This window comes from Dermatobacter hominis (assembly GCF_020715685.1).
Lineage (GTDB): Bacteria > Actinomycetota > Acidimicrobiia > Acidimicrobiales > Microtrichaceae > Dermatobacter > Dermatobacter hominis.
On sequence record NZ_CP085840.1, the window covers coordinates 2659802 to 2674123 of the forward strand.

General features: G+C 73.7%; 13 protein-coding genes, 1 tRNA gene and 1 other RNA gene. 5 read left to right on the plus strand and 10 right to left on the minus strand.

What is annotated here, in order from left to right:
* Positions 1-70 precede the first annotated feature (70 nt).
* Complete coding sequence (locus LH044_RS12565; RefSeq protein WP_227755933.1) at positions 71-1216, plus strand: helix-turn-helix transcriptional regulator; 1146 nt, start codon at positions 71-73, stop codon at positions 1214-1216.
* A 4-nt stretch (positions 1217-1220) separates the two neighbouring features.
* Here LH044_RS12565 and LH044_RS12570 read toward each other — a convergent pair whose 3' ends face one another.
* The 6 genes from LH044_RS12570 to LH044_RS12595 all read right to left on the minus strand — a co-directional run bounded on the left by LH044_RS12570 (position 1221) and on the right by LH044_RS12595 (position 7371).
* Positions 1221-2306 (minus strand): S-(hydroxymethyl)mycothiol dehydrogenase, encoded by a 1086-nt coding sequence (locus LH044_RS12570; protein ID WP_227755934.1) that lies wholly within the window; start codon positions 2304-2306, stop codon positions 1221-1223.
* 130 nt (positions 2307-2436) lie between these two features.
* A complete protein-coding gene (locus LH044_RS12575) occupies positions 2437-3516 on the minus strand; it encodes an alpha/beta hydrolase family protein (protein ID WP_227755935.1) in 1080 nt (359 codons plus the stop codon).
* Between the two features lie 72 nt (positions 3517-3588).
* Positions 3589-4071, minus strand: coding sequence for a hypothetical protein (locus LH044_RS12580; protein ID WP_227755936.1), 483 nt, complete (start codon positions 4069-4071; stop codon positions 3589-3591).
* 85 nt (positions 4072-4156) lie between these two features.
* Complete coding sequence (mce, locus tag LH044_RS12585; RefSeq protein WP_227755937.1) at positions 4157-4585, minus strand: methylmalonyl-CoA epimerase; 429 nt, start codon at positions 4583-4585, stop codon at positions 4157-4159.
* Between the two features lie 50 nt (positions 4586-4635).
* Positions 4636-5985 carry a crotonyl-CoA carboxylase/reductase gene (gene ccrA / locus LH044_RS12590; RefSeq protein ID WP_227755938.1) on the minus strand — a complete coding sequence of 450 codons (1350 nt, stop codon included), beginning with the start codon at positions 5983-5985 and terminating at the stop codon, positions 4636-4638.
* Between the two features lie 135 nt (positions 5986-6120).
* Positions 6121-7371: a DUF3089 domain-containing protein gene (locus LH044_RS12595; RefSeq protein ID WP_227755939.1), complete on the minus strand. Its 1251-nt coding sequence runs from the start codon at positions 7369-7371 to the stop codon at positions 6121-6123.
* Between the two features lie 120 nt (positions 7372-7491).
* Here LH044_RS12595 and LH044_RS12600 point away from each other — a divergent pair, with 120 nt between their 5' ends.
* The 3 genes from LH044_RS12600 (at position 7492) to LH044_RS12610 (ending at position 10362) form a co-directional block, all read left to right on the plus strand.
* Positions 7492-8109, plus strand: coding sequence for a GNAT family N-acetyltransferase (locus LH044_RS12600; RefSeq protein ID WP_227755940.1), 618 nt, complete (start codon positions 7492-7494; stop codon positions 8107-8109).
* Positions 8110-8165: 56 nt separating this feature from the next.
* Complete coding sequence (locus tag LH044_RS12605) at positions 8166-9347, plus strand: acetyl-CoA C-acetyltransferase (RefSeq protein ID WP_227755941.1); 1182 nt, start codon at positions 8166-8168, stop codon at positions 9345-9347.
* 109 nt (positions 9348-9456) lie between these two features.
* Complete coding sequence (locus LH044_RS12610; RefSeq protein WP_227760143.1) at positions 9457-10362, plus strand: hypothetical protein; 906 nt, start codon at positions 9457-9459, stop codon at positions 10360-10362.
* Positions 10363-10447: 85 nt separating this feature from the next.
* On the opposite strand, the gene recR is transcribed toward LH044_RS12610, so the two are convergent.
* The 4 genes from recR to LH044_RS12630 form a co-directional block, all read right to left on the minus strand.
* Positions 10448-11074, minus strand: coding sequence for a recombination mediator RecR (gene recR / locus LH044_RS12615; RefSeq protein WP_227755942.1), 627 nt, complete (start codon positions 11072-11074; stop codon positions 10448-10450).
* Entirely contained in the window at positions 11075-11533 is a 459-nt protein-coding gene (locus LH044_RS12620) for a YbaB/EbfC family nucleoid-associated protein (protein WP_227755943.1), read from the minus strand.
* Positions 11534-11552: 19 nt separating this feature from the next.
* Entirely contained in the window at positions 11553-13889 is a 2337-nt protein-coding gene (gene dnaX, locus LH044_RS12625) for a DNA polymerase III subunit gamma/tau (protein WP_227755944.1), read from the minus strand.
* Positions 13890-14074: 185 nt separating this feature from the next.
* Positions 14075-14162, minus strand: a tRNA-Ser gene (locus LH044_RS12630).
* Positions 14163-14207: 45 nt separating this feature from the next.
* On the opposite strand from LH044_RS12630, the gene ffs reads away from it, so the two are divergent.
* An RNA gene (ffs, locus tag LH044_RS12635) (signal recognition particle sRNA small type) lies at positions 14208-14306 on the plus strand.
* Positions 14307-14322: the final 16 nt, after the last annotated feature.

Sequence of the window (14322 nt, forward strand, 5' to 3'; positions counted from 1 at the left end):
GGCGGGACCGGGGCGACCCCCACAACTGTGGGGTGTCCATCGGCCCGCCGGGCGGCGATCATGGACGCCCATGGCCAGCACCCTCACGTTCGACCGCGTCCGCAGCGACATCGACGTCCTCTCGCGGGCCGGGCTCGACGTGGGGACGTTCATGGCCGAGGTGGCCGAGTCGGTCGGGCGGGCGGTGCCCCACGTGGCCACGTGCATGGCGACCTGCGACCCGGCGACGAACATGGTCACGAGCGTGTTCAAGTTCGGCGACCTCTACGGCCAGGACGACCAGGACCACCTGTGGGGGTTGATCGAGTACGGCGTCGACGACCCCACGAGCTTCGCCGAGCTCCTCCGGGCCGACTTCCCCGCGGCGGGCATGCACGCCTCGACCGGTGGGGCCGCCTCGTCGATCCACCGCATCGAGGAGCTCATCACGCCCTACTACGGCTACGCCGACGAGCTCCGGCTGGTGGGCAGGGCCGGCACGGAGTCCTGGGGCGGCATCGCCATCTTCCGCGGTTCGGACGACGAGCCGTTCAGCCCCGCCGAGGTGGAGTTCATGGCCTCGTTGTCGGGGGCCTACGCGGCCGGCCTGCGCACCGGCATCCTCGCCCGGCACACCGGTCCCGGCGGGACCGCCGGGCTCCACGGGCCCGTCGTCCTGGTCGTGGGCGCCGACGACCAGCTCCGCCAGATGTCCGCCGGCGCCGAGGACGTCCTGGACGCGCTCTCGAACGGTCCGAACATGGCGACCGCGTCCTCCATCCTCTGGGCGCTCGTGGCGGGGGCCCGCCGGTACGCCGCCGGCGTCGTGGCCACGCCGCCCCGCGCCCGGGTGCGCACGGACGACGGCCGCTGGCTCGTCCTCCACTCGTCGCCGCTCACGAGCGCCGACGGCACGGGCGGCGACGTGGTCATCACGATCGAGGAGGCCCGGCCGCCCGAGATCGTCCCGCTCGTCGTCGCCGCGTTCGGCCTCACCGCCCGCGAGCGCGACGTCGTGCAGCTGGTGCTGCAGGGCGAGGGCACCAAGGAGATCGCGTCCGCCCTGCACATGTCCCGCTACACCGTGCAGGACCACCTCAAGTCGATCTTCGACAAGGCCGACGTGCGCAGCCGCCGAGAGCTCGTGGCGCGCGTGTACTTCGACCAGTACGCCGAGCGCATGGGCCACGAGCTCGCGCCGTCGGGGTGGTTCCGCCCGGTCGCCGCCCTCGACTGAGCGCTCAGAGCACGACGACCGAGCGCAGCACCTCGCCGCGCTCCATCTTGTGGAACGCCTCCTCGACGTCGGTGAGCGCGATCGTCTCCGAGACGAAGCCCTTCAGGTTCAGCCGGTCCTGCAGGTAGAGGTCGATCAGCATCGGGAAGTCCCGCTCGGGCAGGCAGTCGCCGTACCACGACGACTTCAGCGCGCCGCCCCGGCCGAACACCTCGAGGTAGGGCAGCTCGATCGTCATGTCGGGCCGCGGCACGCCGACGAGCACCACGGTGCCGGCGAGGTCGCGGGCGTAGAAGGCCTGCTCGTAGGTCTGCGGGAGGCCGATGGCCTCGATCACCACGTCCGCGCCGAACCCGCCCGTCGCGTCACGGATCGCCTCGACCGGGTCCTCCTTGGTCGAGTTCACCGTGTGCGTCGCGCCGAACCGCTTCGCCTGCTCGAGCTTCCGGTCGTCGATGTCGACCGCCACGATCGTCGTCGCGCCGGCCACCCTGGCGCCCTCGATCGCGGCGTCGCCGACGCCCCCGCAGCCGAACACCGCGACGGTGTCGCCCCGGTCGACCCCGCCGGTGTTCATCGCCGCGCCGAGCCCGGCCATGACGCCGCAGCCGAGCAGGCCGGCGACCTCGGGCTCGGCGGCCGGGTCGACCTTGGTGCACTGGCCGGCTGCCACGAGCGTCTTCTCGGCGAAGGCGCCGATGCCGAGCGCCGGGCTGAGCTCGGTGCCGTCGGCGAGCGTCATCTTCTGCGTCGCGTTGTGCGTGGCGAAGCAGTACCAGGGCTGGCCCTTGCGGCAGGCGCGGCACTCGCCGCAGACGGCTCGCCAGTTCAGGACGACGAAGTCGCCCGGCTCGACGTTCGACACGCCTTCGCCGACCGCCTCGACGATGCCCGCCGCCTCGTGGCCGAGGAGGAAGGGGAACTCGTCGTTGATGCCGCCCTCCCGGTAGTGGAGGTCGGTGTGGCAGACCCCGCAGGCCTGGATCCGCACGAGCGCCTCGCCGGGACCCGGGTCGGGGACGATGATCGTCTCGATCGTGACCGGTTCGCCGACGGCCTTCGCCACCACGCCGCGGACCTCGTGTGCCATCCCTGCCACCCCCTGGTGTCGTTGCTGCCGCGCTCGGGCGGCGCGCCCGGCGGCGCCGCCGGACATCCCACCACAGTTCGGGACGCGCCGGCGCCGTGGCCGCGAGGCCGGGCGCCCGGCGCCGGGGCGATCACCGGGCCGGCAGCACCTGGAGGGTCGCCACCCCCGACGACGCGACCGCGGCGGGCAGCTCGTCGAGCGCCGCCGGCGCGCCCTTGAGCTCGGCGTCGAGGAACGCGGTCACCGCCCGGTCGAGCACGTCGCCGCGTGGCGGGGCGAACAGGTCGCTGTGGCCGCCGTCGGGGAACGAGAGGAACCAGGTCGGTCCGTGCAGCGCGGCGACGGCCGCCTCGGCCACCCGGTACGGCACCGTGCGGTCCGCCGTGCCGTGCACCACCAGGGCGGGGAGCGGGGCCATGTCGGCGATCGCCCGACCGCCGGCCTCGGTCGGGAGCAGGCCGGCGATGTCGACGATCGCCCGCGGCGCGATCGACGCGGTCCGCGGGTCGTAGGCCGCGGCGAGCGTGGTGCCGCCGCCCATCGAGTGCCCGGCCACCGCCACGCAGTCGGGCCGGACGAGACCGTGCAGCGGGTCGCCGCCCGCGGCCGTGGCGGCGCGGACCTGGTCGAGCACGAACGCGACGTCGCCCGGCTGGTTCAGCAGGTCCGAGGCATCGGGCGCCCGGCTGCTGAGCGGGAACGTCGGCGCCACGACCACGTAGCCGGCGCTGGCCCAGCGGGCGAGGGTGTCGTTGCGCTCGGTGCCGGCCGACCCCATGCCGTGCGACCACATGACGACCGGGAACGGCCCGTCGCCCGACGGAGCGGCATCGGAGGTGCCGGCGCCGCCGTCGAGCGGCGCGACCTCCGCCGGGTACAGGACGACGTACGGCAGCGTCCGGTCGGTCGCGGCCCGCTCGGCCCACTCGGGCCTGGGGGTGGTCGGCCGCGAGGGATCCACCGCGGTCCGCTCCGAGCGGCCCACGCCGAAGGTCCCGATCGGTCGCGCCCCGCCATCGGGGCACCCGCTCGCCGCGGCGTCGGCGCCGGTGGTGGACGGTGCACCGTCGCCGGTGGTGGTCGATGGCGCGATGGTCGACGACGTGGACGAGTGGGGCGCGGTCGTCGGCGCGCTCGAGGCGTCGTCGGTGGCGGCGCACCCGGCCGCGAGCACGGTCGAGCACAGCAGGAACGCGACGACCCGGCGCACGCCGGGAGTCTCGCGCTCCGGGCGTGCGCCGGGTCGGGCCAGGCGATCGCTGTCTCGGGTCAGCCGGTCACGTCAGGTGTAGGTCGTGACCCGCCGGCGCCCGGACACCCAGGGCAGGAGTCCGAGGACGAACACGACGGCGCCGAGCACGACGAACAGGAGGGCCGAGTCACGGTCGACCTGGACGCCCTCGACCTCGCTCGACAGGACCATGGCGCCGATGCCGACGAGCACGGTCAGGAGACCGAGGACCGCGGTGGTGCCCCGGTCCTGGTCGGCGAGCGACGCCGCCAGGATGCCGCCACCGAGGAGGATGGCAGCGACGGCCGCGGCGGGGCTGAAGCCGAAGCCCGCCACCTCACCCGAGTTGTCGAGGAAGCCGGCGCCGAAGTCCACGCGGAACACGGCGATCAGGCCCATCACGAACAGGATCCCTCCGCCCGCGGCGGCGAGGAACTGGAAGATCCTCAGGCCGTTGCCGGTGTGGGTCTCACGGGTGTCCACCTGGGCGGCGGGCTGCTGCCAGTGAGGGTTGGGCTGCTGCTGGTAGGTCATGGGTCTCCTCCACGTCGAGGTGACCGATGGGGTACCCAGGGCGGACGAGGGTCAAACCGCCGTCGCCCCCGATGGGCAGGACGACCTACTCCTGGACGAGCTCGATGAGCGTGCCGTAGGAGCCCTTCGGGTGGATGAACGCCACCGTCGTGCCCCGCGAGCCGGGGCGGGGCGCCTTGTCGATCGGCGTCGCGCCGGCCGCGACCATCGCGTCGAGCGCGGCCTGGCAGTCGTCGACCCGGTAGCCGACGTGGTGCAGGCCCTCGCCCCGCTTCTCGATCGCCTTCGCGATCGGCGAGTCCTCGCGCGTTGCAGCCGTCAGCTGGATGTAGCTGTCGGCCACCTTGATCAGTGCCTCCTCGACGCCGTCGGAGTCGACGACCTCGCGGTGGGCCACGGTCGCGCCGAAGGCCTTCTGGTAGTAGTCGACCGCGGCGTCGAGGTCGCGCACCGCGATGGCGATGTGGTCGATCTCGGTCAGCAGGCCGGACGTGGCGTCGGGGTTCTCGCTCATCGGGGCTCTCCTCGTGCGGTCAGGTCGTGGTGCGCAGCGCGGGGAACCGCTCAGAGCTCGCCGCGGGCGTGACGCTGGTACAGGGTGATCTTGTCCTCGCCGACGGCCTCGCGCTTGGCCGGGTCGGTGATGCCGAGGCCGGCCTCGGGAGCGAGGCACAGCACGCCGATCTTGCCCTCGCCCTCATTGTGGTGGACCTTCAGCGCGGCCTCGCCGACCTGCTCGAGCGGGAACACCTCGCTCATCACCGGCTGGATGCGGCCCTGGTCGATGAGGCGGTTCATCTCCCACGCCTCCTGGTAGTTCGCGAAGTGCGAGCTGATGATGCTCTTGAGCTTCATCCACAGGTGGCGGTTGTCGTACTCGATCATGTAGCCCGACGTCGCGGCGCAGGTGACGACCTTGCCGCCGCGCTTCGTGATGAACACCGAGGCGCCCATCGTCGAGCGGCCGGGGTGCTCGAAGACGATGTCGGGGTCCTCGCCGACGAGCGAGCGGACCTTCTTGCCGAGGCGCCGCCACTCCGACTCGTCCTGGGTCTGCTCGTCCTTCCAGAAGTTGTAGCCCTCGGCCTTGCGGTCGATGACGGCGTCGCAGCCCATCGCGTTGAGGAGCTTCACCCGGGACTCCGAGGACACGACGCCGATCGGCGTGCCGCCGCCGTTGAGGACGAGCTGGGTGGCGTAGGCGCCGATGCCGCCGGTCGCGCCCCAGATGAAGACGTTGTCGCCCTGCTTCATGCGGGCGGCGTGCTCGCCGACGAGCATGCGGTAGCTGGTCGAGGCGCACAGCGCGTTGACCGCCGCCTCCTCCCAGCTGAGGTGCGTCGGCTTCGGCATGAGCTGGTTGGCCTTGACGATCGACAGGTCGGCCAGGCCGCCGTAGTTCGTCTCGAAGCCCCAGATGCGCTGGTTGGCGGCGAGCATGGAGTCGTTGTGGGCGGACGGGTCTTGGTCGTCCACGAAGTTGCAGTGCACCGTGACGCGGTCACCCGGCTTCCAGTTGCGGACGGCCGAACCGACCCGCAGGACGACGCCCGAGGCGTCGGAGCCGACGATGTGGAAGTCCTGCGCGTGGCGGGCGCCCCAGACCGACTCGCGGCCGAGGCGGTCGAGGAAGCCGAAGGTCGACAACGGCTCGAAGATCGACGTCCACACCGTGTTGAAGTTGATGGCGCTCGCCATCACCGCGACGACGGCCTCGTCGGGCGCCAGCTCCGGCAGCGGGAGCTCGCCCACGTGGAGGCTCTTGCGGGGGTCCTTGTCCCACGAGTCGACGCCCTCCCACATGTCCTCCTCGGAGCGCAGCACGTGGGCCGCCCGGGTGGACTCGGGGATGGCGAGGTTGGCGATGTCGTCGCCGGACGCGTCGGACTGGATGGCGTCGAGGATCTCCTGCATGGCCGCGCAAGTTACCCAACGGTCACCGGCGCGCGCCCATCCGAACGGGCGCGGACCGGCCGGGTCATCGTCGGTTGACCCAGGCGTCTCGGCGGCTCCGCGCTCCCCGGATCGGTGCGCAGCGCGACGGCGCGGTCAGTCGTGCGCCTCGCGCCAGGCCGATGACTGCGACGACAGCAGCTCGACCAGGTCGCCCATCACGAGGTTCACGTCCTGGAGGTGCAGGCCCCACTGCGGGGTGAGATCGCCGCCGATGTCGTCGCGCCGGGGGTCCGACGGATCGCCGTGCACGGTGACCTCGAGATAGGAGCGGCCGTCGCGGCGGACGCACTCGGCGGTGACGAGCCCCGGGGTCGTCACGAACGGGGTGGTGACGGTCCCGACCGCCGGGTCCACCCACGGCTGGTCGCTGCCGCCGGTGGCGCCCATCGTCGAGAGGATCGAGGCGTCGGGCGACGACGGGAAGTAGGGGTGCAGCTCGGCCGGGCCGCCGGCCACGGCGGCCGGGTTCGTGCAGCCGGCCTCGCCGACGCCGCTGCGGGGCTTGCCGAACAGCGCGTTCTCGGGCGGCGGCGAGGTGGAGCGGAACGACGCCCATGTGACGACGCACCCGGCCTGCTCGGGTTCCCTGCAGAGCGGCACGTGCTGGAGCGCCCCGCCGACGTCCTGGCCCTCGGGCACGGCGACGGCGGCGCCGGCCAGGTAGGCGGCGACCAGCTGGTCGCGCACGTCCTCGTCCGGGTCGATCTCCTCGGCCAGCAGCCGCGTCAGCAGCCCCGCGCCCTGGGAGTGGCCGATGAGCACGACGCCGCGGCCGCCGTTGTCGTTCGCCATGTACTGGCGCCACGCGTCGAGCACGTCCTGGTACGGCTGGTCGGTCGCCGTGCCGGGGGCGCCGCCGCCGAAGGACCGGGTCAGCCCGGCGAGGGTGCGCTGCCGGTAGACGGGTGCGAACACCCGGCACCCGCTGCCGAGGCGGGCGACCTGGTTGAGGGCGACGAACCGCTCCTCGTCGCCGGCGACCAGGTCGCTGTAGTCGCCGTCGTCCGCGGAGATCGTCGGGTACACGTAGAAGCAGTCGACCGGGGCGTCGGGGTCGGGCTCCCACGGCTCGTCGGCCATCGTGCCGTCGGCGTCGAGCACCGTCGCGTCGAGGCCGGTGTCGCACACGTCGTCGAGCTCGGGCCGGCAGATCCAGTTCGCGGGGTCCGAGTAGACCTCGCTGCGGTGGCCGGCGTAGCGAGCCAGCGGCGCGGCGGTCGTCGTGGTCGCCTCGGTGGTGGTCCGGTCACCGCCGCCGTCGTCACCCGCGTCGCTCGCCGAGTCGTCCGACGAGCCCGCCGCCCCCGCCAGCGCGAGCGCCACCGCCGCGACCGCGATCGCCACGATCGCCCGTCCCCGATGCACCGCCCGTCCCCGATGCATCGCCCGTCCCGAGTTCCCACGGCCCATGGCCGCCACCGTATTCGCCGGGCGCCGGACGACGGCTCCCGTAGGGTCGGGCACGTGGGGGCCGTGGAACCGGTGCGGACCGAGCGGCTGCTGCTGCGTCGCTTCACGGAGCAGGACCGCGCGCCGTTCGCGGCGATCAACGCCGATCCGGTCGTGATGGAGCACTACCCGTCGACCCTGGGCCGGGCCGAGTCCGACGCGTTCGTGGACCGGATCGAGTCCAGCTGGCGCGAACGCGGGTGGGGACTGTGGGCGGTCGAGGTGGTCGCACCGGCCGCACCCGACGAGGCGCCGGGCTTCGTCGGCTACACGGGCCTGTGGCCCGCCGACCACGTCGCGCCCGGCCTGGTCGAGGTGGGTTGGCGGCTGGCGCACGCAGCGTGGGGCCGGGGGTACGCCCCCGAGGCCGCTACGGCCGCGCTGCGCCTCGGCTTCGACGACCTCGGGCTGGACGAGATCGTCAGCTTCACGGTCCCGCAGAACGCCAACAGCCGCCGGGTGATGGAGAAGATCGGCCTGCGCCACCGGCCCGAGCGGGACTTCGACCACCCGTCGGTCGACCCGGTGGCGTCGCCGCACCTCGTGCGCCACGTGCTCTACGCGATCGACCGGGCGACGTGGGTGGCCCACGGCGGCGCGTCCGAGTGGGCCGGCGAGGCTACCCGGCGGTAACATCGCCGGACCGCAGGAGGGGGCCCGCGGGGCTCCCCTGATCCTTTGGAGTGGCAATGCCCGGCTCGGTGATTCTCTCGGGGGCCCGGACCCCCATCGGCAAGCTGTCAGGCTCCCTCGCCGGCTTCTCCGGCGCCGACCTCGGCGGCATCGCCATCAAGGCCGCCCTCGAGCGGGCGGGCGTGCAGGGCGAGGACGTCGACTACGTCTTCATGGGCCAGGTGCTGCTCGCCGGCGCCGGCCAGATCACGGCCCGCCAGGCCGCGGTCGCGGGCGGCATCCCGATGACGGTGCCCTCGACGACGGTCAACAAGGTCTGCCTGTCGGGCATCCACTCGATCATGCTCGCCGACCTGCTGATCCAGGCCGGCCTCGCCGACGTCGTCGTCGCCGGCGGCATGGAGTCCATGACCAACGCGCCGTACCTGCTGCCCGACGCCCGGGCCGGCATGCGCATGGGCGACAAGAAGGTCGTCGACTCGATGATGCACGACGGCCTGTTCTGCGCCTTCGACCAGTGCGCGATGGGCGCCGGCACCGAGAAGTACGCCGCCTCCGCCGGCATCTCCCGCGAGGAGCAGGACGAGGTGGCCGCCAAGTCGCACGAGCGTGCGGCCAAGGCGCAGAAGGACGGCCTGTTCGACGACGAGATCGTCGCCGTGTCGATCCCGCAGCGGAAGGGCGACCCGGTCGTCTTCTCCGAGGACGAGGGCGTCCGCGCCGAGACCACGCTCGACTCGCTCGGCGCCCTGCGCCCGGCGTTCGACAAGGCCGGCAACATCACCGCCGGCAACGCCTCGCAGATCTCCGACGGCGGCGCCGCCGTCGTGGTCGCGTCGAAGGCCGCGGCCGAGCGCATCGGTGGCGACCCGCTCGGCGAGATCCTGAGCTACGGCGAGGTGGCCGGTCCCGACCCGTCGCTGCTGACCCAGCCCTCGCGCTCGATCAAGCAGGCGCTCGAGCGGGCCGGCAAGTCGGTGTCCGACGTCGACCTGTTCGAGCTCAACGAGGCCTTCGCCGCCGTCGGCGTCGCCTCCATGAAGGACCTCGGCATCACCGACGAGATCACCAACGTCAACGGCGGCGCCATCGCGCTGGGCCACCCGATCGGCGCGTCCGGCACCCGCGTGGCGCTGCACGTGCTCAACGAGCTCAAGCGCCGCGGTGGCGGCATCGGTGCGGCCGCCCTCTGCGGTGGCGGCGGCCAGGGCGACGCCCTCCTGCTCAAGACCCTCTGACCCGACCCCTCATCTCGCTTTGGCGGTGGTTTCCGTCGTCTGACGACGGAAACCGCCGCCAAACGCAGCGGCCACTGCTTCCCCCCGAGCTCCGACTTGGAGGGAAGCAGTGTCAGTTTTCGACGAGGTCGCGGCGATCGCGGCCGACGCGCACGGGTGCGTGGTCCTCTCGCAGCTCAGGCGAGCCGGCCTCACCGACGGACGGATCCGGACCCTGGTCCGGACGGGCTTCCTGCACCGACGGGGCGCCGGCCTGTTCACGGTGGTGGGCGCGCCGGCCACGTGGCGACAGGAGGTCATGGTCGAGGTCCTTCGAGGCGGACCCCAGGCCGTGAGCTCCCACCGGTCCGCCGCGGCGCTCGCCGCGCTCGACCGGTTCCGCCCGGGTGCGATCGACGTGGTGAGCCCGAGGGGCGGACGGCGCAGCTCGCCGTCGGCCCACCTCCACGAGACGTACGACCTGCCCGGACGCGACCGCGACGCGCTCGACGGGATCCCGGTCACGTCGGTCACCCGGACGCTGATCGACATGGGCCGCTACGTAGGTGCCCATCGACTCGGATCGATGCTCGATGACGCGGTCCGCAGGAAGCTGACGACGTACGAGCGCGTGCACGATCGGTTCAGGGAGCTCGCCCGCCCGGGACGGAACGGGATCGGGCGGATGAGGGCGGTCCTGGAGGATCGCCCGTGCGGGGCACCGGCACCGGGGAGCGACTTCGAGACGATGGTGCTCCGCCTGCTGCGTCAGGCCCGGCTCCCCGAGCCCGTCCTCCAGCACCGGGTCCAGTGCGACGACCTCCACTTCCTGCTCGACCTCGCCTGGCCCGACCACATGCTGGCGGTGGAGTGCGAGGGGCACGCCTACCACCAGACGCCCACCCAGCTGGCCTGGGACGAGATGCGCAAGAACCGGCTCCAGCTCGAGGGCTGGACCGTGCTCGCCTACACCTGGATCACCGCGAGGCGGGACCCGGACGGGCTCGTCAGCGAGGTGGCCGCCGGCCTCCGGTGACGTTCTGCCGCCCCCCGTCCCCGCTTTGGCGCTGCTTTCCGTCGGCAGACGACGAAAACCGCCGCCAAAGCGGGGGGCGGGCGGGTCAGGGGGTGGGGGTCGGGGGTTGCTCGATCACGCGGCGGCCCTCGAGGGCCCGACCGAGCGTGAGCTCGTCGGCGTACTCGAGGTCGCCGCCGACGGGCAGGCCGCTGGCGATCCTCGACACCGTGAGCCCCGGCATGTTGAGGACGCGGGTGAGGTAGAGCGCGGTCGCCTCGCCCTCGATGTTGGGGTTCGTGCAGACGATGACCTCGGTGATCGCCTCGTCGCCGATGCGGGCGAGCAGCTCCTTGATCTTCAGCTGCTCGGGGCTGACCCCCTGCAGGTGGTCGATCGCGCCCTGCAACACGTGGTAGCGGCCCTTGAACTCGCGGGTCCGCTCGATCGCGACGACGTCGCGGGGCTCCTCGACGACGCAGAGCACGTGGGTGTCGCGGCGCTCGTCGGCGCAGATGGTGCACAGGTCGCCCTCGGCGAGGTTGAAGCAGCGCGAGCAGAACCCGACTCGCTCCTTGGCCTCGACGATGGCGCGGGCCAGCCGGTTGGCCTCCTCGGCGTCGACCTTGAGGAGGTGGAAGGCGATGCGCTGCGCCGACTTCGGGCCGATGCCGGGCAGCCGGCCGAGTGCGTCGATCAGGTCCTGGACGGACGTGGCGTACGTGGTCCCCACTCAGCCGCCCAGCAGTCCGCCGAGGCCACCGAGACCGCCCATGCCGCCGAGCGGGTCGGCCTGCGCCTGGAGCTGGGCGACCTGGTCGCGGGCGTCGGACCACGCGGCGACGATCAGGTCCTCGAGCATCGTGAGGTCCTCGGGGTCGACCGCACCAGGATCGATGTGGACCCGCACGAGGTGCAGGTGCCCGTTGAGCGTGACCGACACGACGCCCCCGCCAGCGGTGCCCTCGACCTCGGTCGCGGCGAGCTCCTCCTGGGCCTCCTGCATGCGGGCGCCCATGTCCTGCGCCATCTGGAACATCGCGCCCAGGTCCAGCCCCGCGTCGAGGTCGTCCCCGCCGACGAGGCCGGACAGGTCGGGCCCGCCCAGGCCGCCCATGTCCGAGTCGGGGACGATCTCGCCCGACACCACCTCGGCCTCGGCCGCCTCGTCCTGGTCGCGCTCGCCGCTCATCGTCGGGTCCTCGGATCGGTCACGTCGTGCCGTCGGCGCCATCCACCAGGACCGCGCCGGGGAACGCCTTGGTCAGCTTCTCCACGCCGGTGGCGGCCACGTCGGCGTCCTCCAGCTCGTGCACGTCGATGATGGCCGACTCGTCGTCGTCCGCGGTGTCATCGGCGGCGGGCGCCGTCTCGAGCTCGGCGGCCGGCTCGGGCCGACCACGGCGCGGCGCCGGGGCCTCGGCGCCGGCGGGCTCCACCGGTGGCGGTTCGGACGGCTCGGGCTCGGACGGCGCCGGCTGGGACCTGGCCGGCCGGGCGGGCGCGGGCGACGGCGGCGGTGCCGCGGCGGCAGGCGGGGGGTCGGATCCGGGCGGCGGGCCGGCGTCGGGGTCGAGGGCGTCGACCAGCACCAGGTGCACCGGCGTGCCGAAGTGCGCGGTCAGCGCGGCCTCCACCTCGGGGCGGAACCGCTCGGCCCGGTCGCGGGTCGGCGCGTTGTCGAGCGCGAACACGGCGCCCTGGTCCCCCACCGAGACGAACCGTCCGCCGCTGTAGATCGCCTTGGCCATGCCCTTGAGGCTCGGCATGACGACGTCGCCGAAGGCGAGGGCCAGGGCGTCGCGGTCGGGGCCACCGGCCGGAGACGGCGGCGCGGCCGCGGCGGTGGGAGCCGGTGCGACCGGCGACGGCTCGGACCCTGGCGGCGCCGCCGCGGCGGGGGCCGGCTCGGCCGGCGCCGCCGCGGGCGCGACGTCGGGCGGCGACGCTGGCGCGGGCGGCTCCCCAGGATCGGCCGGCGCAGACGACCCGGATGGCGCAGCGGGGGCAGCAGGGGCGGAGGGCGCAGCGGACTGTCCGCCCGGGCGCGGGGCCCGGGGTGCGGGCGGGGCCTTGGGCGCCGCGGGCCGACGTGCGCCCTCGGCCGGCGCGTCGCCGGCGCTCTCGGCCTTGCGGGACCGCAGCGCACCCAGGGCGGCGCGCGCCCGGGCGGGCCCGTCACCCGCCTCGCCCGCGGGCCCGTCGGATGCGGCCGGTGCCTCGGCGTCGGGCGCCGGCGGTGTCGCGGCCGGTGCTGCTGCGGCCGACGGTGTCGTGGCGGGCGCGTCGGCCGACGCGGCCGGCGCCGCCGCATCGGGGCGAGGGCGAGCGGGTGCGGGCGCCGCGGCCGCGGCACGGGCCCGACCACCCGACGGCGCACCCGAGGTGCCGCCGCCGTCGGCCAGCGCCCGTTCGAGCGACTCGATCCGCCGGAGGAGCTCCGCCACCACGCCGTCGTCGGACGCCGCCGGCGCGCCGGCAGCGGCACCGCCGGCGCCGGCACCCGAGCCCGACGAGGAGCAGAGCCGCACGAGCGCCACCTCGAGCGGCACGCGGGGGTCGGCGGCCTGGCGCATGTCGACCGTGGCGGCGCCGACGGCCTCCATCGCCCTCGTCAGGGTGGGCGTGCCCAGCGTCCGGGCCCACTCCCCCAGCCGCTCGCCGTCGGCGTCGACGAGGTGCGGCACCTCCACGCCGAGCGACAGCAGGAAGGCGTCCCGGAGCTCGGACAGCAGCGCCTCGGCCAGCACGCGGGGGTCGTGGCCGAGGGCGAGGGCACCGGAGACTGCGAGCACGGCTGCGCCGCTGTCGCGGTCGGCGAGGGCCTGCAGCAGCTGGTCGACGGGTGCGTCGCGGGTGATCACGCCGCCGGCGGCGACGACCTGGTCGAGCGCGGAGAGCGTGTCGCGCGCCGAGCCGCGGCCCTGGCGAACGACGTAGTCGACCGACGCCTCGTCCAGATCCAGCGGCGCGTCGTCGGCGATCCAGCGGACGTAGTCGGTGAGCTCCTTGGCCGACAGCAGCTGGAACTCGTAGTGCTGCGTCCGGCTGCGGATGGTCGGCAGGACCTTCTGCGGATCGGTGGTGGCGAGCACGAAGGTCACGTGCTCGGGCGGCTCCTCGAGCGTCTTCAGCAGCGCGTTCGACGCGGCCGGCGTGAGCATGTGGACCTCGTCGAGGATGTACACCTTGTTGCGTCCCGGCGAACCCACCGCCGACCGCTCGACCAGGTCGCGGATGTTGTCGACGCCGTTGTTGGACGCAGCGTCGAGCTCGAACAGGTCGAAGCTGCGGCCCGACTCGATCTCGACGCAGGCGGAGCACACGCAGCACGGCTCACCGTCCTGGAGGTCCTCGCAGTTCAGCGCCTTGGCCAGGATGCGGGCGGTGGACGTCTTGCCGGTGCCGCGGGGACCGGAGAAGAGGTAGGCGTGGCCCTCGGTGCCGGTGCGCACCGCGTTCTGCAGCGCCCGGACGACGTGGTCCTGGCCACGGACCTCCCCGAACCGGCGGGGCCGGTAGCGACGGTAGAGGGATTGGTGCGCCACGGAGGGATCCTACCGACGTCGGTCCGACGCTCCCGGCCGGAGGGCGCCGCCCACGCGTCCGTCGAACCGGTCGGCACCGCCGGCGGCGGGCCGCGCCCACGCGAACGGGTCGGGGAGGAGCCGGAGGAGCGGTCCGGGACCGGCCGGGTCGCCGGGGGCGCACGCCGACCGGGTCCCGCCACCCGTGGCGGAGACGGTGGGATTCGAACCCACGGTGAGTTTCCCCACACACGCTTTCCAAGCGTGCCGATTCGGCCGCTCTCGCACGTCTCCGGGGCGGGACGATAGCCTGACTGCACGCCTGCGTCCTCAGGCGGCGGCCGGGTCCTGTGCGACCGGAGCCCGTGAACCGGGTCAGGGCCGGAAGGCAGCAGCTCTCAGCGGAACCTCCGGTGTGCCGCAGATCGCCTGGCCGCCACCTGAGGGCGCAGTC